Raw genomic sequence first — 19,379 nt, 5'->3', positions numbered from 1 at the left:
TGAAAATACTGATAAGTATATTTAATAGTAAAAAAGGTGTATTAAAATGGTTGCATGCCAATTTAATACACCTTCTTTTTATGAGTTGTATTTGCAGAAGTATAACCATAACCTCTGTAAATGGAGGAAAATGAAGAAAGTATAATATAATATTTGGGGAGTATTATAGGAAATACTTTCTTAAAATATAAGGTATAATTTATACCTTAATATATAAATATAATAAATAAGTTTTAGTTTAGATGTATGAAAACATCGTTAATTAGTATATCCAATAGAATAAAAAAAATTCAGAAAAAGAAATTGTTATTTAAGGTAACAGTTTTATTTTTATAAAAATATATTTTAATGGTATTGAATAAATTTAAATTGTAGCTTGTTTCTATATAATAATTGATAACAAAATTTAAATATTAAGTTATGTTCCTATATGTGCTATAATTTGGTCTTTAAATTAAAATTTGATACAATAAATAAAAGATTAATTAAATATATAATTGGATTAGTAAAGGAGAAAATATGGCACAGGTAAAGACAAATGCAATGAGAATTTTAGATAAAAAAAATATAAAGTATAATATTATAACCTATGAAAATAAAGATGGAAAAATAGATGGAGTATCAGTTGCTGCTAAAATAGGAAAGTCAGAAGATATGGTATATAAAACATTAGTAGCTCAAGGGGTTAGTAAGGAATTATATGTTTTTGTTATACCAGTAAAGGAAGAATTGGATTTGAAAAAAGCATCAAAAATTTGTGGTGAAAAAAAAATTGAGATGATAAAAGTTACAGATATTAATAAATATACTGGGTACATAAGAGGGGGATGCTCTCCAATTGGTATGAAAAAACTATATAAGACCTTTATAAATATCACTGTAGAGTCATTGGAAAATGTTATAGTTAGTGGTGGTAAAATTGGTGTTCAGATAGAAATACCACCTAAAAATCTAATAGAAATTGTAAATGCAAAAACAGCAGACTTGATAAAAAGTTAGGAGAAACTGTATAAAAGTAGAATTTAAATTTTATTTTTATACAGTTTTATTATTATGAAATTATTTTTTTAGCCAGTGTTTTAATATTACATTTATACTTCTTTCCATCTCATTAGAAAATTCTTGACTAAATTTTCTACCATATAAAAATTGACCAAAATTTTCAGCATTATATTTATTAGGTTTAGGAATTTTATTTTCATAGAGCTCATACATAGTTTTAAAATCATCTTTATTTAAATCATGATAATGTTCAGAGTGAATAATGTATTTTTTATCAAAGCGTGGTGTGATTTTCTTAGGATAATCATCTGGATAGTAACCAAGACAAAGCATGGATATAGGAAATGTCCAATCAGGCAAGTTAAAATGTTTTTTATGGATTTCATAATTTTCAATTATATCACCTATATAGCAAGAGCCTATATTTAAGGATTCTGCAGCAATAACTGTGTTCTGAGCAGCTATAAAAGCATCACCAGCAGCTAAAAATAAACTTGATAAATTAGGAGTTTTAAATTTTACATTGGCTTTATTGCAATAATCTTTGATATTACAACTTTCAAAGTATTTATAAAGTCTATGCATATCCGCTAAGAATATTAATATTACTGGTGCAGTAGCTATAAAAGGTTGATTATCACAAGTTTTACTTAACAAATCTTTTGTTCTATCATCTTTGACTACTATTATAGAATACATCATCATATTCCCAGCAGTAGGAGCTCGCATAGCGCTTTCCAAAATTAAGTTTAAATGATTTTCTTCAATTTCGACATTTTTATATTTTCGTAAAGAAGTTCTGTTAAATATTGAATTTAATGTAGAATTATGCATAATATCCTCCTTATTTTAAAGTTGAAAATTTACGGAATTTGAATTTAAGTAATAATATCATGAAATTCCAAATATTTCAACTTACAATATAATGTATTAAATGAAAAAATATAGAAATAGTATAAAAATTGTTATATTATTGTATAAAAAGATAAAGTTTGAAGTTATTATATGAGGGGATATTACATGATAAGTTATAATTTGAAAAAAAATGAAGTTTATATTAAATTTTTAATTATTTCTGTTTTATTTTATACTTATTTAACATCTAATGCATTAGCTGTAGGAAATCAGCTAAATTTTGAAAGAATTACTAATGAAGATGGATTGTCGCAAAATACTATAAGATCAATTATACAGGATAAAAAAGGATATATGTGGATAGGGACTAATGAAGGGTTAAACATATATGATGGCAATAAATTTGAAGTTATTAAATACAATAAATTTAAAGATAAAGGTTTATCATCTTCTAATATTTTGTGTATTACACAAGATAATAAAGAAAATATTTGGATAGGAACAAAAAATGGACTTAATAGATTTGATACTAAAACCAATAAGATTCAAATATATAAATTTAATGATTGTGATGAGAATAGTATATCTAACAATAGGATAAGAGTATTAATGGTAGATTCTAAAAATAGATTATGGATAGGCACTGAATATGGTTTAAATATATATAACTATGATGAGGATAATTTTTTTAGAATTTATAAAAGTGATTCTTGTGTAAAGCTAACAGATAATAGAATTACTGCTATAGAAGAAGATAAGAAAGGAAATATATGGGTAGGGACTAAGGATGGGTTAAACTGCATTAATGAAGATTTAAGCAAGATAGATACTTATTCTCATGGAGGAGAGTTATACAATCTAACAGATAATAGTATTACAAGTTTATGTGTAGAAAATGATAATTTATGGGTTGGAACATTAAAAGGGGGAATTAATAAATTAAATTTAAAGACAAAAGAAAATATTATTTATAACAACGAAACAAATGAAATATTAAGCAATACTATTACAAAATTAAAGATAGTAAATTGTAATGAAGAAAGCAAAATGTTTATTGGTACTCATAATGGATTAAATATATATGATTTAAAAAGTGAAAAAATTATAGAATGCAAAAATAACACATGTGATTTAAAAAGTTTATCAAGTAATGTAGTTATAGATGTATACCAAGATAGAACAGGACTTATATGGATTGGAACTGCAGATGGAATAAATTTATATAACTCAAAAAGTTTTTTTGAACATTATAAAAAAACTGGAGATAAAAACTCTATAAGCAGCAATATAATAAGTGGAATTTATGAAGACAAAGATGAATTACTTTGGGTAGGAACTAGAGACAATGGAATTAATTGCATTGATAGAAAAAATAAAAATAAAGTTATATATAAAGAAGATGAAAATGAATATGTGTGGTCTGTAGTAGGTAATGAAAATGATGAAATATATTGGAATACATCCCGTTATGTAAAAAAATTTAATAAAAATAGCGGAATAAGTACTACACTAGATTTACCTATATGTTCTCCTAAAACGTTATACTTTGATAAAGAAGGTTATCTTTGGATTAGTGGTAACAATGAATTAATAGCAATATCTCCAAATGGTGAAATTATAGATTATAAATTTATTTTAGAAAGTACCATTGGAAGGTTAGATAAAGTTATTTTAACAATACATCAAGATAAAAATGGAGAAATGTGGTTTGGGGGAAATATAGGGCTTATAAGATATAATAAAGAGAGTAATAAAATAAAAAATTATTATCATGAAGAAAATAGTTGCAATGGGTTAATAAGTAATAGAATAAGTTGTATTAATAGTGATAGTAAAGGTACTATATTAATTGGTAGTGATTATGGAATTAATATGTTAGATCCTAAAACAGAAAAATTTAGTCAAGGGGATGAAAGTTCTGGATTACCAAGCAATTATGTATATGGAATATTAGTAGATGAAAAAGATAATCCTTGGATAAGTACTAATCAAGGAATATGTAAATTGGAGATTCAAAATCAATCAATAATCATATTTGATATTTTCGATGGGCTACAAGGAAAAGAATTTAATTTATTATCTTATTTTAAAAATAAAAATGGAGAAATGTTTTTTGGTGGAAATAATGGATTTAATGTATTTAGTCCTAGTAAGTTTAAAGAAGAGGATATTAGTATAGATGTAGTTATAAAAGATATTTCTGTTAAAGATAAAGAAATAGTTGATTATAAGGACTTAAGTTTAAAACATTATGAAAATAGTTTTAATATAAATTTCTTTCTTCCTGATTATAGGAATTTAGGGAATAGAGCATTTTTATATAGATTAAAAGGATTAGACAAGGATTGGAATTTTGGATTAAACTTAAATAATATAAGTTATACTCAGATTCCACCAGGGGAGTATACTTTTGAAATATGTTCACAAAATTGTATTGGTCAGTGGAGTGGTCCTAAAAAAGTAAATATTAATATTCAAACACCACCATGGAGAACACCGTTTGCTTATTTGATTTATATAATTATAGTGGCTATGATTATATTATTTTTGTGGAATGAGTTTAAAGTTTTAGATTCTTTAGTAAAACAAAAGACTAGTGAACTAAACAAAGAGTTACATGAAAATGAAAATTTATATAAGAAAATTATTCAACAAGAAAAAAATAAGAATAATTATTTTGTTAATTTATCACATGAACTTAGAACTCCACTAAATGTTATTTTAAGTAGTCTTCAGCTTATAGATAAATTAAATGAAGAAAAAAGTTATATTCCAAAGGAGAAAATAGTATATTATGTGAAGGTTATGAATAAAAATTCTAATAGATTATTAAAGCTTATAAATAATATAATAGATACTTCAAAAATTGAATCAGGAACATATGAAGTGAAATTTGAAAATGTAGATATTGTTTATTTAGTTGAAGAAGTTGCTCTTTCAATGAAAGATTTAATAGAAAGTAAAGGAATAGAACTTATAATAGATCCTGAAATGGAAGAAAAAATGATAGAATGTGCTCCATCAGAAATAGAAAGGTGTATTATAAACTTAATAGGAAATGCAGTTAAATTTACAGATAAAGGTGGAAGAATAGAGGTTAGATTATTTGATTTGGGAGAGCAAGTGAAAATATCTGTAAAAGATACTGGCATAGGTATTGATTGTAAATATCATGATGTAATATTTAATAGATTTTCACAAGCTTATAAAAAATCTACAGAAGAATATGGTGGAAGTGGATTAGGTCTTACAGTTACAAGACAATTGATTCTGTTGCATGAGGGTAGTATAGAACTAATTAGTAAAGTTGGAGAGGGAAGTGAATTTGTTATAACACTTCCTGTCTATAGAAATACTCATGTAGGAAGTTTAAATTACTCATAATAAAGTAAATTTAATCTTAAAAAATTTTAGAATGAAAAGTTGATTAGGAGATAATGTTGTTTTAATAATATATTAAAATTTAAAACCACATTATCTTTTTATTTAATATAATTTAAAAAATTATTAAATTTTATTAGTAAAAGTACAAGTGTATGTAATAAAAATACTATAATATAATTATAAAGTTTGTAATAGAATGTTGATTTGAATATTCAAATACTTAAATAAAGTAATTTTATTAAAAGGAGTTTGATATGAAAGAAAAAATTATAATGATTTTTATATTTTTAATTATATTTTGTATAAAGAATTATTCTGTTTATGGAGAAACAGAAACTCATAAATTAAATTTTGAAAATATAACAGTAGATGATGGTTTATCTCAATCATCAGTGAATGCCATATTTCAAGATAGTGAGGGATATATTTGGATAGGAACAGATGATGGACTAAATAGGTATGACGGACATCAGTTTTATGTATATAGATATGATGAAGAAAAGATAAGTATAAACTCAAATTGCATATCGGATATATTTGAAGATGGAGAAGGATATTTATGGATAGGTACTTCACGAGGAATAAATAAAATAAATAAGGATGGTAAAGTTTTAGAGACATATAATGCATATAGCGATTTATCACATTATAAGATTGTAGACATAATGGAAGATAGTAATGAGAGAATATGGGTGGCTACAGAGAATGGGCTGAATATAATAGATAAAAAATCTAAAAAAATAGATAAATTTTTTAATGAAATAAATAATAGTAACTCCTTAAGTAGTGATTTTATAACTAGTATATGTGAGGATATAAATGGTAATATATGGATAGGAACTAATAATGGATTAAATAAGTTTGAAGTTAAAGATAATAAATTTATAAGATATGATAATGATTTAGTAAATGGTACATATATAACTAAAGTTTATAAGGATAATGAAAAAATTTATATAGGAACCAAGGAAGATGGATTATTTGAATTAAATATAGAAACTAATAAAATGAGTAAGTATAATTATGAGGACTTAAACGGAAACATAAGTAGTATATTTAAAGATGCTTCAGGAAATTTGTGGATTGGAAGTGATAATGGATTAATAAACATTAAAGATAATAATTTTATAACTTATAAAAACAGTTATTATGATAGTCAAAGTTTAGTGAGTAATAATGTGTTATCAATTACCCAAGATAAATCGGGATTAATTTGGGTAGGAACTTATGGAGGAATTAGTATTTTTAATCCTAATAAGTTGTTTACACACTACAAAAGGATTCCTATGATAGATCAAACTTTAAGTTCAGATCAAGTTTCAGGAATATATGAAGATGATGAAGGGTTAATTTGGTTAGGTACCAAAAATGATGGATTAAATGTTTTAGATAGGTACAATAATTCTATTAAAGTATTTAAAAAGGAAGATATAAAATCCATAAGTGACAATCAAATATGGCAAATCACAGGTAAAGGTAACGATATATGGATAGCTACATCTAATGGATTAAATAAATTTAATAAAAATACTGGGAAATTCACTAATTACTATCATGGGGAGAATGAAAATAGTCTAATAAATAATGATGTTAGATCACTCTTTATTGATAATAAAGGAATACTTTGGATTGGGACAACAAATGGAGTATGCACATTAGACTCAAATGGGAATTTTAAAGACTACTCATATATATTTAATGATAATAATATAATGGACAAGTCTATAACGTCAATATATGAAGATGAATATGGAAATATGTGGTTTGGAACATCTATAGATGGAGGAATAGTAAAATATAATAGGGATACGGAGGAAGTTAAAAACTATATTCATATAAAAGGTGAATCGAATACAATAAGTTTTAATGCTATAAAATCCATAACTGGAGATGGTGTAGGTAATTTATGGATTGCAACTAGTTACGGAATAAATAAATTTAACATAAAAAATGAAAAATTTATAACATATAATGATAAAAATGGTCTTTCAAATAATTTTACATATGGAATTTTAATTGATGATGATAAGAATCCTTGGATAAGTACAAATAATGGAATTTGTAAATATAACATTGAAAGAGATAGCTTTACAGTTTTTGATATAACAGATGGATTACAGAATAAAGAATTTAATACATACTCTTATTTTAAAAGTAAAAGTGGTGAGATGTTTTTTGGAGGAATAAGTGGATTTAATAGCTTTTATCCAAAGAATATAAATAAGCCTGATTATACTGCAAAAGTTAAAATTGAAAGTTTAAAATTTAATACAAAAGATATAAATATAACAAAGAATATTGAATTAAAATACGATGAAAACTATTTAAATTTTGAGTTTTTTTTACCTGATTTTAAAAATACTGCACAAACAACATATTATTATAAGTTGCAAGGACTAGACGATGATTGGATAGATTCAGAAAATAGGAACTATGCAAAGTATACAAATATTCCACCAGGAAACTATAAGTTTTTAGTTACAGCAAGAAGTTCAAATGGTAATTGGAGTAATCCCACAGAACTTAATATAAAAATATTGAATCCACCTTGGAAATCTGGATGGGCCTATCTAATATATTTGTTGGTAATTTTACTAATTATATATATAGCATGGAATTATGTAAAAATTTTAGAATCCATAATATTTGAGAGAACTCATCAACTTAATATTAAATTTGCAGAGAACGAAGAATTATATAAACAAGTTATTGAAGTTGAGAAATATAAAAACAACTATTTTGTTAATTTATCCCATGAGTTAAGAACTCCATTGAATTTAATTTTATCATCTGTACAATTAATAAATAGTTTTAATCAGTCTAAAGATGGAATAAGTAGAAATAAATTAGAGGAGTATATGCTAGTTTTACAAAGAAATTCTAAAAGGTTGTTAAGGCTTATAAATAATATAATAGATACTTCAAAAATAGAAGCAGGAGAATATAAGTTACATATAGCAAAAGTGGATATTATTTATATAGTTGAGGAATTAGCACTCTCAATGAAAAATTTTGTAGAAGATAATGGTATAGAACTCATTATAGATCCAGAGGTAGAAGAGTTTGAAATTGAATGTGATGGGGATACAATAGAAAGATGTTTAATTAATTTAATTGGAAATGCAGTGAAATTTACTGAAAAAGGTGGAAAGATAGAAGTTGGTGTTTGGACTGATAGTTATAAAGTATATATAGATATTAAAGATACTGGTATAGGAATAGATAAAAAATATCATGAAAGTATATTTAATAGATTTTCTCAGACTTACAGTAAAAGTACTGAGGAACATGGGGGAAGCGGTCTAGGATTGACTGTAACTAAACAAATAATTGAACTTCATAATGGTGAAATAAAAGTTGAAAGTGAATTAGGAAAAGGAAGTAAATTTACATTAGCATTACCTATAAGTCAAACAAAAAAACATTGACATTAGTTGTCAATGTTTTTGTTTGATTTATAGTTTATTAGATTTCTTTTTTCTATCATAATTTGCATATAAAATTAATGCAACTGCTGTAAATATTAATGGTCCAGCTAAACTGAATATTGAAGTTATATAGTCATTATTAATAGCAGGTTCTATTATAGAAAATATATTTGCAAAGCCAACAGTAGCTGTAACAATTATAGTTAGTATTAAAGATACTGATTTGCTTTTAAACATTACAAATGGCTTTTTAATTTCATCTTTTCTTTTAAATGATATAAAAGCACCGGCTAAGAACATATAAGGTATGGTCATTGCAACATTTGTCATAGCTATTAATATATCGAAAAATTTAGTAGCTGCGTCTCCTCCGAAAGATACTAATGCAATTATTATAATTACAACAACAGCTTGAACCTTCATTGCAGTTACAGGTATTCCATTTTCAACTTTAGATATTTTATCATTGAATAATCCTTTTGGAGAACCTTCTATTAATTGTTTTACTGGTGCATATGTCATAGTAAAAAATGCGCCAAATAATGCAAGTAACATGGAAAGTCCAACAAATCTAGCAATCCAGTTACCAATTGCTATTGATACTGTTTCACTAAGACCAAAAGTTGTTCCAAGAGTATATCCTAGGTTATTCATTACTATATAACCAACATTAGCTTTATTAACTACATCAGAAGATAGTGTTTTATCCCAATTGGTAAATATGCCTATACAAAATAGACCAACAGCATAACCAACGGCTATAACTATAGCTGAAAAAGTTAAACCTTTTGGAAAGTTTTTTTCGGCATTTTCTGTTTCATCAACAAGACCACCGACAACTTCTATTCCACCAAATGCAAAAATTGCAAAAACTAAAAATGACAGGATAGATATAGGGCTAGTATAAGCTGGATTTGGTGAAGACATAAATGATGAAAGTGAATCTATTGGTTGAGCAAGTTTTCCACCATTACCAATTAACACAATTATAGCTCCACCTATAAGTAAAATATTAAGTAATGCAACAGCAGTACCACCTATAGAAGTAACTTTTTTTATTTTATCTAAACCTTTTGTAGAGATAAAAGTTATAAGGGTTATTAATAAAATTCCTAAAATTCCAAGTGTTTTAGGAGAACTCAATCCAAATATAGTCCAAGTTGAAGTCTTATCCACTCCAGAAATAGCTGTAGAAAGTGGAATCCAAATAGTAGATGATATATTAACCATCCAAATTATTGCGGATGTGTACCACATAAAAGTTCCAACAAAAGCATATCTAGGTCCTACTGATTTTTCCATCCAAGAAAAAATACCACCTTTTTCATTTTTAAACGCTGCTCCATATTCTGCTATCATAAATGCAAATGGAATAAAAAATATTAAAGATGAAATTATGTAGAATGGTATAGCACCATATCCCATTAAGTAAAATGATCTTGGCATATTATTAAAGCCATAAACTGAAGTGAATATCATTAATATTAGTGCAGTTAAAGATAACTTTTTATTATTATTATTTGATGACATTTTATTTCCTCCTTTACAAAGTTTACAATTTGTTAATAATTTAATAACTACAAGATTATATTATACGGGTTTTATGAGAAAAAACAAGATAAAAATTTAAAAAATTTTGAACATATATTAAATATAAATGATTTATACAGTTTGAAAAAATTTGTTAAAAAATTATTGTCAATAGTATTATGTGTATTGCTTAAAAAGTAAATACATTTAATATAGGGGCTAAAGTTCAGTTTAAAAATTACTCATTAAGAACTTGGATATCTTAAACAGTGATGTATGTTTTAAATTACTTAAAACTTAGTAATGATTTTATAAAAAATGTTTTGAATTTATTTATTAGGTTTTGATATCAATACAAAAATAGTAAATATAATTTATAATATTTATTTAAATAATATTTTAAGTCTATAAGTCACAAATAGCTTAAAGCTTTTAATATATATTAAAAAACTTAAATTTAAACATTATAATTAAATTTAAAATAGATATTTATGGTAAAATTAATTTATTAGAATATTTAGAAAAAAGGGGGAGCGAAGATGAATGAAAAAGAACTTTTAAAAAAATTATGTGAAAGTCATGGTCCTAGTGGAAGAGAGCATTGGCTATTTGATACTATAAAATGTGCTTTTGAAAGTTTTGGAGAAGTTACAAAAGATAATCTTAACAATGTAATTATAAAGAAAAAAGGTAAGGGCAAAGGAAAGATAATGTTAATGGCCCATGCTGATGAAATATTTATGGTTGTAACTAAAATAGATAAAAATGGATTTTTACAATTTGAAGAAAACGGATTCGATCCTAAGGTTTTAGTTTCTCAAGAAGTCATCATACACGGTAAAGAAAAAATTTCAGGAATCATAGGAGTTAAACCACCACATTTATTTAACGATGAAGATAGAAAAAAAGCAATTAAAGTAGAAGATTTAAGAATAGATACAGGATATAGTGAAGAATCATTAAGAGAAAAAATAAGTGTTGGAGATTTTGTAACTATAAAAAGAAATTTTATAGAACTTTTAAATGATAATGTTTCTGGGAAAGCACTAGATGATAGAGCCTGTATTGGAATACTTTATTCTTGTGCAAAGGAGCTTGAAAATATAAATCATGACTTAGATGTGTATTTTGTATGCTCATCACAAGAGGAAGTAGGACATAGAGGTGCCAAAACAGCTACTTATGGAATAAAACCAGATATAGGAATAGCTATTGATGTTGGGTTTGATAATAGTTTTTTGGGAGATGAAGATTCTAATACAGCTTTAGGCGATGGGCCAATGATATCTGTAGGACCTAATATTCACCCGAAACTTAGAAAGTATACTATTGATATAGCTAAAGAATATAACATACCTTATGGAGTAGAAGTGTGTCCTGGAGCTACAGGTACAGATGCTTGGGATATACAAATTTCAGCAGATGGAGTACCAACGTTACTGTTTTCATTGGCACAGAGATACATGCATACTTCAGTTGAAGTTGTAAATATAAATGATATTAAGAATGCAGGAAGATTATTAGCTAAAATTATAGAAAAAACAAAATATGAAGATTTGGAGGGGATTTTATGTTTCTAGCAAAGGAACTTGAAAAAGGTGGTTTATTAGATAAACTAACTTCTGCTCATGGTCCTACAGGTTATGAAGGTGAAGTAAGAAATATAATAAAGAAAGAAATAGAAAATTATGTAGATGATATAAAAGTCGATAAAATGGGGAATATAGTTGCACATAAAAAAGGTAACGGTCCTAAAGTTATGATTGCAGCACATATGGATGAAGTCGGATTTATAATTACAGGATATAATAAGGATGGTACTTTGAAATTTAGAGGTTTAGGGGGAGTGAATCAGTTAGCTATTCCATCTAAACCAGTTCTAATAGGTGAAAAAAAATTAAAAGGTGTTATAGGAGTAAAAGCTATACATCTACAAAGCTCTGAAGAGAGAAAAAAGCCATTTAACTATTCAAATTGTTGTATAGATATAGGGGCAAAATCAAAAGATAAAGCAATGCAGCAAGTTGAATATGGAGAATATGTGGTTTTTGATACAGAATATGATAGTTTTGGAGAAAATCTTATAAAAGGTAAAGCTTTTGATGATAGAATAGGATGTTTAGTTATTATAGAAATATTAAAAGAAAAATATGATTGTGATTTATATGGGGTTTTTAATGTACAAGAGGAAGTAGGATCTAGAGGAGCAAATATATCTGCATTTAATGTTCAACCAGATTTTGCTATTGTTCTAGAAGGAACTATATGTGCAGATATGCCTAACATACCAGATAATAAAAAAGCAACTGAAGTTAATAAGGGACCTGCAATTTCAATAATGGATAAAAAAAGTATCTTTAGTAATGAGATGGTAGAGGAAATAATTAAATGCTGTGATGAAAATAAAATTCCATATCAAAGAAGAAATTCAATAGCAGGTGGAAATGATGCAGGTGTAATTCACACAGTAGGAAATGGAACTTCAAAAATAGCTGCAATTTCAGTACCTTGTAGATATATTCATTCTTCAATATCAGTTGCATCACAGAAAGACTATTTAAATACAGTAAAATTGTTAAATTGTTATTTAAAGAAGTTTTAATATATGCTAATTTGCATTTAAATATTAAGGTAAAGGTTTAGTTCGATATAATAAAAATATATGAAATGGAGTGTATTGGTATGGATATGTTATTAAATAAATTGGCAAAAGCTTTTGGAACTAGTGGACATGAAAAAAATATCAGGTTAGCAATAATAGAAGAATTAGAAAAATTACCAGTAAAATATGAAGTAGATAAAATGGATAATGTAATAGTTACTATTGGTAAAAAAAATAGTGATAAAGATATGATGATAGTTTCTCATATGGATTCAGTAGGTCTTATAATAAACTTTATAGATGAAAAAGGACATTTATTAGTTGATCAAATAGGCAATTTTCAAGTAAAGGACTTTGTGAATAATTTAGTGGTTTTTGAAAATGGTATAATTGGTAGAGTGTGTTGTAAAAAAGATGAGGTTAAAATAGAATATGTTTATATAGATTTGTTTGTAGATAAAAAGGAAGAAGCTTTAAAAAAAGTAAAAGAAGGTGATGTTGCTGTATTATATGGGGACATAAATGAAGTGGAAGGGAATATAATAGGGCATAATTTAAATAATAAAATAGGATGCTATTCTATGATAAAAGCGTTACAATATATATGTAAACATAACTTGGAATTAAATAATTTAGATAAAAAAATACATTTTGTATTTTCTACTCAAAAACAATTAGGTGGAAGAGGTGCAAGAGCAGCAGCATTTAAACTAGAACCAAATTATTGTTTGGCAATTGATAGTGAAAAAGCATCAGATAACTTTAAAAGTGGACAAGGCGTCGGCATACATGTAGTTGATAGGAATTTAATAGTTCATCATGAAATAAAAGAACTATTAGAAGATGTTTGTAAAGATGATGAAATTAAAAGTCAATATGTTTTTAGTAAAGTAGGAACAGATGGTGGAATGATACACAAGGAACTATGTGGAATTAAAACAGGTGCAATATCAGTACCTGTAAATTATAAGAACACACTTAATGAAACAATAAGTGTTAGTGATATTGAACTTTTAACAAAAGTTATAATAAAAACTATAACTATCCATAACTAAAATTAATTTAAAGTTGTCTTATAATTAAAAAATATGGTTAAGGTATGGAATGTAAATTGTTAGTAAATAATTTCTTTTCTTACCTTAACCTTTAATTGTGGAATAAATTTTAAATTTATTTTAATACATAAAAATTTATTAAGAAAGGAACATAAGAAATGAGATTGAAAAAAATAGCTATAGCCATGGCTTTGGTAGGAAGCATCTTATTAATTGGATGCGGAAATTCATCAAATAAAGGATCGACTATAGAAACAAAGGAGAAAAAGGTAGTTAATGTAGTTGTACCAGATGGATTACCTTCAATTACTATGGCAAAAATAATGAAAGAAAATCCTAACTTTGATGAAACTGTTGATATAAAGTATTCAATAGAAAAAGGAACAGATGGGTTAACATCTAAAGTTTTATCTGGAGAAGCAGATATTGCTATTGTTCCATCAAATTTAGCGGCACAGGCATATAATAAGGGATTAGGATATAAACTTGCTGCAACAGGTGGATTTGGTTCTTTTTCTTTAATTGGAAATGAAGATATAAAAACTGTTGAAGATTTAAAAGGTAAAACTGTAACTACTATAGGAAAAGGGATGACACCGGATATAGTTTTAAAAGCTATATTAAAGGAAAAAGGCATAGATATAGAAAAGGATATAACTTTAAATTATTTAGGGGGAGCTACAGAATTAGCACCTACATTTTTAAGTGGAAAATGTGAAATAGCTCAAATACCAGAACCAATGTTAACAAAAGTTTTATCTCAAAAGACAACTTCTAATATAATTATAGATTTAAACGAAGAGTGGAAAACAACATTTAAAACAGAGAATGGTTATCCACAAAGTAGTTTAATAATTAAAGAAAACCTTATAAGTGATAGGGATAACTTTGTTAATAAATTTATAAAAGGATATAAAGATAGTATAGAATTTGCAAATAACAATACTGATAAATTAGGAAACTACTGTGAAGAACTTGGAATATCAGTAGATAAAAACATTTTAAAAGATGCTATAGAAAGATCAAATTTAAAATTTGTAAAAGCTAAAGATTCTAAAAAAGATTATGAGAAATATTATGAGATACTAATGGAGTCTAACAGTAAAGTTATTGGTGGTAAAATTCCAGATGAAAAAATATATTATGAAGAATAAAAAATTAGTAGCATTAGGAACAATATTATTTCTAATGCTATGGTTCTTATTATATAAAGTTATAAACAACAAAATATTATTACCTTCTCCAATTGAAGTACTTATAGAAGTAAAGTATATAATAACAGAGAAAACTTTTGCAAATATAATTTTTGGGACCTTAAACAGGTCAGTTTGGGCATTTTTTATAGCATTAAGTTTTGCTATTGTTTTATCTATTTTTTCAATTTTAAACCATGTTATATATAATTTTTTGATACCATTTATAGAACTTTTGAAAACTATACCTACAATGACAATAGTAATTTTAGCTTTGGTATGGTTAAACAATGATAAAGCTCCAATTCTTATGGGGATTTTATCAGTTTTTCCAATACTATATGAAGGACTATTAAAGAATATTATTAGTACTGATGAAAAGATAATACATATGTTAGATGTATATAACGTACAAAAAATAGATGTTGTTAGGTATGTATATATACCTAAAATTTTTGAAGGGTTAGGTAAGATATTTTCATCAACTTTAGGATTAACTTTTAAAATTGTTGTAGGTGGAGAAATCCTAGCAGCACCAAACAACTCCATTGGGAGTGAAATACAGTTACAAAAAGTGTATTTAAATACTGCTGGTGTATTTGCGTGGATAATAATTATTGTTATTTTAACTATAATTATAGACTATATAATAAACTTTATTGGGGAGTTTAGGGGAGAAAAATTATGGATGAAATTTTAGTTAAAAAAGTTAATAAGAGTTTTGGAAAACTGAAAATTTTAAAAGATATATCAATGAATTGTGAAAAAGAAAAAGTTACGTGTATATTAGGGCCATCAGGATGTGGGAAAAGTACTTTATTAAATATAATAACTAAAAATATAAAAGATTATGAAGGAGAGGTAATTGGATATAAAAAAGATGACGTTTCTTTTGTTTTTCAAGAGGATAGGCTATTAGAATGGCTAAATATATATGATAATCTAAAATTAGTATTTAAATCAAAATATAAGGGCATAGAATTAAAAAATAAAATTTTGGAATCATTAAATAGTGTAGGAATGGAAAAATATAAAGAATTTTATCCTAAAGAATTAAGTGGAGGGATGAGACAAAGAATTAGTATAATACGAGCTTTCTTTTATGGAGGAGGGCTTTTAATTATGGATGAACCATTTAAATCTTTAGATATAAAAAATAAAAGAGTTTTAATAGAGGATTTTAAAACTTTAAGAAATAAAAATAAAAATACAGTAATATTTGTAACCCATGATATAGAAGAAGCTATTGAATTATCTGATAAAATATATGTACTTTCAGATAAACCAACAACAGTTAAAAAAGAATTTATAAATGTAAATATTGATATTTATGATGAATTAAAATATATATTAATAAATTAAAAATCATTTTAAGTAAGTGTATAAAAATTAACCTGTTAACTTATAATATTTATAATAATTAGTGGTTAGATGAGAAGGTACAAATAGCTATTAATTATTTATTAAAACTTAGAAAAAATATTATTAGGAGGGATTTTTATGACTAAATTAAGTTGTTCAGCTTCAAATTGCGCAAATAATAATAAAAATTATTGCTGTATAAGTTCAATAGATGTTACAGGAAATAGTGCAGTAAATTCAGAGGAAACTTGTTGTAGTAGTTTTAGAGAAAAAAATGATACATTTACTAACTGTACTACAGAACCTAATCCAAGTGTTAATATAGCATGTAAAGCTGAAAATTGTATCCATAATAGTGATAAAAAATGTTATGCTGAAAGTATACATATAGCAGGACAATCTGCATATAATGATGTAGAAACTGAATGTTCAACTTTTAGTTGTGGATATTAATTTAAATAGTGAAAATTTGTAAACAAATTCAGAATTTAAGTTCTTTTGATATATATGTTTAAGGTAATATATTTACAATTATAGAATATAAATATATAATATTTATATAACTTAAAAATATGTTATCTTTGTATGTATATATTATATAATGAAAAAATAATATTTATAGAAGTATAGTTATATTTGGTTTTATGCAAACAACACTCTCTTAATATAGAGAGTGTTTTTTAGTTAAATTTAATATAATATTAAATTTAATTATTATTTAGCAGAATAATAACATCTTTTAGGAGATTCAATTTTTTCATCTGCTTTTAATTTTTTAATTGCTTTATCTATATCTTTTTTATCTACATTTAGTTTTTCTGCAATTTCTCCAGATTTCATAGCACCGTTTTCTTTTAATGTTTCCAAAACCTTATCTAAAATATCCATTTTAACACCTCCAAATGATAATAATTATTATATAATATGAATTATAACATAAATAAATAATAATACAATATCCAATATGGACAAATTTAATAAATGGGATGTAATATGAATATATAGAGTTCTAAGTTAATTTAAAACTTATATATATATTTATTTTTTAATTGATAACAAAGATTTTATGTATAGTTTTAATAGGGCTTTGTTTCTCTATAGAAATACTAGATTTTAGTTTAATGGGGGGAGTTATGAAAAAAAAATACATATAGAAGATAAAAAATGTGTTTTATGTGGAAAATGTGCAGCAGTATGCAATGTAAATGCAATCAAAAGAGAAGGAAAAAGAATGATTTATGATGAAGAAAAGTGCATAAGCTGTGGGAGATGCGTAGAAGGATGTGGTTTCTTAGCCATAAGCTATTGTTAAATAAAAAAGCAAAAGGGGGATTCCCCTTTTGTTTTTTAGCCTTTAGACATATCATAATTACCTTTATTATTAAATTCTTTTTCAAAAGCTTCATCTGCATAAGGTTTAAAGTTAGCGGCTAATTTATCAATTTTATCAATAAATTCTTTATCCTTAATCATAATTTCAGCACTAGGATGTGTAGGTTTTGCTCCGGTAAATTTTACTATTTCTCTTATTTGAGTTGGATTATCTACCATAGGGCAAGGAAGTAGTAAATTTTTATTATAAGGATGCCTTCTTCTAAGCTCCTTAAAGTAATCACATTTTAATGCTTCAAGTAAAGGTTTATTTTTTACATTTTCTGTGGCAAAGTGAGAGAATATACATGGTTCAAGATCCTCTTTAGAATTAATATGACAATAATATTTTCCAGCTATGCAACCACCAACATAAGGAGCATCATTAAAAAAGTCTATAGGGAAAAGTTTCATTTCTTTTCTTATTTCACGAGTTCTTTTTCCTAATGTTAATCTCTCTGTTGGAGAAAGCATGTAATTAATATCTTGAATAGGATTATCTCCTACAGGCATAAACATAAAATACCAAAGCATTCTAGCACCTTTTTCATATAACATATCAATAAATTGATTTGAAATAACTGTATTAATGTTGTTATTTCCTGTAGCTACTGAAGCGCCAAAGGGAACACCTTTTTTATTTAATAAGTCCATTCCTTTCATAACAGAGTTAAAAATGCCATCACCGCGCCTTGTATCAGTTTCCTTTTTAAAGCCTTCTATAGAAAGCATAGGCATTACATTACCTAAGGATTGTAGTTTATCTACTAAAGATTCATCAAATAATGTACCGTTAGTAAAAGGCATAAAGTATATGTCATTATATTTTTTATATATATCTAACATGTATTCATTGAAAAAAGGTTCTCCGCCTAAAACTATAATATAATAAATTCCTAAATCACGTGCTTCTTTAACCAATCTGTCTACTTCCTCATAAGGAATATCATCTTTTTTACAATAATTTGCAGCATAACAACCAGTACAATGAAGGTTACATCTCATAGATGGACTTATAAGTAAGGTAAATGGAATTTTTATATCATTATCCATTCCTATTTTTTCTCTTTTACTAACTCCATACCATAAGGCATTTCCAAGCATATTTTTAAAGAATTTTTTTAAACAATTTTTGTCTGTATTTTTTAGTATATTTTTAACGTATTCTTGGATATTTGGAGAATTCGAATATTGAACATAAACATCTTCTACTATTTTGAGGCTATACTCATCTTTAATTGATTTTCTAAGTAGTGAAAATATTCTTTCAACATTAGATTCTGGATTTTTATCTAAGAGTTCTAATACTGTAGAAATTATTCTTTCTTTTGTTTTTTTTTCAAAATTATCTTTAAAATTCATAACTATACCCCCTATGAATAAAAAAGTGAATAAATATGTTTAATTTAAGAATATAACTAATAATATGCAACACACATATAAAAAATTAGTATTTTAGGAACACAAAATAATTTTTTTTGCAATCCTATGACTAGGTTCTATATGTAATTAAATTTAGGTTAAATTATAGAAGCTTATTGATAATTATGAAAAATATATTAAGTTGGCTAATTTAATATATATAATTTAATATATA

The 19,379-nt window shown here is 25.6% G+C and carries 15 protein-coding genes; 11 read left to right on the top strand and 4 right to left on the bottom strand.

Features of this window, described 5'->3' with window-relative positions; translation table 11 throughout:
* Positions 1 to 519: 519 nt before the first annotated feature.
* The gene (gene ybaK, locus KQI36_RS08770) at positions 520 to 999 is read left to right on the top strand and encodes a Cys-tRNA(Pro) deacylase (protein WP_216450583.1); all 480 of its coding nucleotides are present in this window, start codon (positions 520 to 522) and stop codon (positions 997 to 999) included.
* 60 nt (positions 1,000 to 1,059) lie between these two features.
* On the opposite strand, the gene KQI36_RS08765 is transcribed toward ybaK, so the two are convergent.
* Positions 1,060 to 1,836, bottom strand: coding sequence for a nitroreductase family protein (locus tag KQI36_RS08765; protein ID WP_216450582.1), 777 nt, complete (start codon positions 1,834 to 1,836; stop codon positions 1,060 to 1,062).
* A gap of 186 nt (positions 1,837 to 2,022) precedes the next feature.
* Between KQI36_RS08765 and KQI36_RS08760 the strand changes: the two genes are divergently transcribed.
* A complete protein-coding gene (locus KQI36_RS08760; protein ID WP_216450581.1) occupies positions 2,023 to 5,241 on the top strand; it encodes a ligand-binding sensor domain-containing protein in 3,219 nt (1,072 codons plus the stop codon).
* Between the two features lie 254 nt (positions 5,242 to 5,495).
* The gene (locus KQI36_RS08755; RefSeq protein WP_216450580.1) at positions 5,496 to 8,669 is read left to right on the top strand and encodes a ligand-binding sensor domain-containing protein; all 3,174 of its coding nucleotides are present in this window, start codon (positions 5,496 to 5,498) and stop codon (positions 8,667 to 8,669) included.
* Between the two features lie 27 nt (positions 8,670 to 8,696).
* On the opposite strand, the gene yjeM is transcribed toward KQI36_RS08755, so the two are convergent.
* The gene (gene yjeM, locus KQI36_RS08750) at positions 8,697 to 10,199 is read right to left on the bottom strand and encodes a glutamate/gamma-aminobutyrate family transporter YjeM (protein WP_216450579.1); all 1,503 of its coding nucleotides are present in this window, start codon (positions 10,197 to 10,199) and stop codon (positions 8,697 to 8,699) included.
* 539 nt (positions 10,200 to 10,738) lie between these two features.
* Between yjeM and KQI36_RS08745 the strand changes: the two genes are divergently transcribed.
* The 7 genes from KQI36_RS08745 (at position 10,739) to KQI36_RS08715 (ending at position 16,864) form a co-directional block, all read left to right on the top strand.
* Positions 10,739 to 11,779, top strand: coding sequence for a M42 family metallopeptidase (locus tag KQI36_RS08745; protein WP_216450578.1), 1,041 nt, complete (start codon positions 10,739 to 10,741; stop codon positions 11,777 to 11,779).
* Positions 11,770 to 12,801, top strand: a complete 1,032-nt coding sequence (locus KQI36_RS08740; protein WP_216450577.1) for a M42 family metallopeptidase — start codon at positions 11,770 to 11,772, stop codon at positions 12,799 to 12,801. Before KQI36_RS08745 ends, KQI36_RS08740 begins: the two co-directional genes overlap by 10 nt.
* A gap of 80 nt (positions 12,802 to 12,881) precedes the next feature.
* A complete protein-coding gene (locus KQI36_RS08735; protein ID WP_216450576.1) occupies positions 12,882 to 13,856 on the top strand; it encodes a hypothetical protein in 975 nt (324 codons plus the stop codon).
* A gap of 158 nt (positions 13,857 to 14,014) precedes the next feature.
* Entirely contained in the window at positions 14,015 to 15,010 is a 996-nt protein-coding gene (locus tag KQI36_RS08730; RefSeq protein ID WP_216450575.1) for an ABC transporter substrate-binding protein, read from the top strand.
* The gene (locus KQI36_RS08725) at positions 14,985 to 15,749 is read left to right on the top strand and encodes an ABC transporter permease (RefSeq protein ID WP_216450574.1); all 765 of its coding nucleotides are present in this window, start codon (positions 14,985 to 14,987) and stop codon (positions 15,747 to 15,749) included. Before KQI36_RS08730 ends, KQI36_RS08725 begins: the two co-directional genes overlap by 26 nt.
* The gene (locus KQI36_RS08720) at positions 15,734 to 16,411 is read left to right on the top strand and encodes an ABC transporter ATP-binding protein (protein ID WP_216450573.1); all 678 of its coding nucleotides are present in this window, start codon (positions 15,734 to 15,736) and stop codon (positions 16,409 to 16,411) included. Before KQI36_RS08725 ends, KQI36_RS08720 begins: the two co-directional genes overlap by 16 nt.
* Positions 16,412 to 16,549: 138 nt before the next feature.
* Complete coding sequence (locus tag KQI36_RS08715) at positions 16,550 to 16,864, top strand: DUF1540 domain-containing protein (protein WP_010294793.1); 315 nt, start codon at positions 16,550 to 16,552, stop codon at positions 16,862 to 16,864.
* Between the two features lie 261 nt (positions 16,865 to 17,125).
* Here the strand turns inward: KQI36_RS08715 and KQI36_RS08710 are convergent, their stop codons facing one another.
* Positions 17,126 to 17,299, bottom strand: coding sequence for an HTH domain-containing protein (locus KQI36_RS08710; protein WP_010294791.1), 174 nt, complete (start codon positions 17,297 to 17,299; stop codon positions 17,126 to 17,128).
* 256 nt (positions 17,300 to 17,555) lie between these two features.
* On the opposite strand from KQI36_RS08710, the gene KQI36_RS17950 reads away from it, so the two are divergent.
* Positions 17,556 to 17,723, top strand: coding sequence for a 4Fe-4S binding protein (locus tag KQI36_RS17950; RefSeq protein WP_216450733.1), 168 nt, complete (start codon positions 17,556 to 17,558; stop codon positions 17,721 to 17,723).
* Positions 17,724 to 17,758: 35 nt separating this feature from the next.
* Here the strand turns inward: KQI36_RS17950 and KQI36_RS08700 are convergent, their stop codons facing one another.
* A complete protein-coding gene (locus KQI36_RS08700) occupies positions 17,759 to 19,144 on the bottom strand; it encodes a radical SAM/SPASM domain-containing protein (RefSeq protein WP_216450572.1) in 1,386 nt (461 codons plus the stop codon).
* Between the last annotated feature and the right edge of the window lie 235 nt (positions 19,145 to 19,379).

Source organism: Clostridium senegalense, assembly GCF_018916625.1.
Lineage (GTDB): Bacteria > Bacillota > Clostridia > Clostridiales > Clostridiaceae > Clostridium_J > Clostridium_J senegalense.
Note: the sequence above shows the minus strand (reverse complement) of the source record. Positions and strands in the feature narration are given on the sequence as shown.

Bases quoted from the DNA above. Each gene is read 5' to 3' on its own strand.
- ybaK (WP_216450583.1), top strand. From the start codon at position 520: ATGGCACAGGTAAAGACAAATGCAATGAGAATTTTAGATAAAAAAAAT.
- KQI36_RS08765 (WP_216450582.1), bottom strand. From the start codon at position 1,836: ATGCATAATTCTACATTAAATTCAATATTTAACAGAACTTCTTTACGA.
- KQI36_RS08760 (WP_216450581.1), top strand. From the start codon at position 2,023: ATGATAAGTTATAATTTGAAAAAAAATGAAGTTTATATTAAATTTTTA.
- KQI36_RS08755 (WP_216450580.1), top strand. From the start codon at position 5,496: ATGAAAGAAAAAATTATAATGATTTTTATATTTTTAATTATATTTTGT.
- yjeM (WP_216450579.1), bottom strand. From the start codon at position 10,199: ATGTCATCAAATAATAATAATAAAAAGTTATCTTTAACTGCACTAATA.
- KQI36_RS08745 (WP_216450578.1), top strand. From the start codon at position 10,739: ATGAATGAAAAAGAACTTTTAAAAAAATTATGTGAAAGTCATGGTCCT.
- KQI36_RS08740 (WP_216450577.1), top strand. From the start codon at position 11,770: ATGTTTCTAGCAAAGGAACTTGAAAAAGGTGGTTTATTAGATAAACTA.
- KQI36_RS08735 (WP_216450576.1), top strand. From the start codon at position 12,882: ATGGATATGTTATTAAATAAATTGGCAAAAGCTTTTGGAACTAGTGGA.
- KQI36_RS08730 (WP_216450575.1), top strand. From the start codon at position 14,015: ATGAGATTGAAAAAAATAGCTATAGCCATGGCTTTGGTAGGAAGCATC.
- KQI36_RS08725 (WP_216450574.1), top strand. From the start codon at position 14,985: ATGAAAAAATATATTATGAAGAATAAAAAATTAGTAGCATTAGGAACA.
- KQI36_RS08720 (WP_216450573.1), top strand. From the start codon at position 15,734: ATGGATGAAATTTTAGTTAAAAAAGTTAATAAGAGTTTTGGAAAACTG.
- KQI36_RS08715 (WP_010294793.1), top strand. From the start codon at position 16,550: ATGACTAAATTAAGTTGTTCAGCTTCAAATTGCGCAAATAATAATAAA.
- KQI36_RS08710 (WP_010294791.1), bottom strand. From the start codon at position 17,299: ATGGATATTTTAGATAAGGTTTTGGAAACATTAAAAGAAAACGGTGCT.
- KQI36_RS08700 (WP_216450572.1), bottom strand. From the start codon at position 19,144: ATGAATTTTAAAGATAATTTTGAAAAAAAAACAAAAGAAAGAATAATT.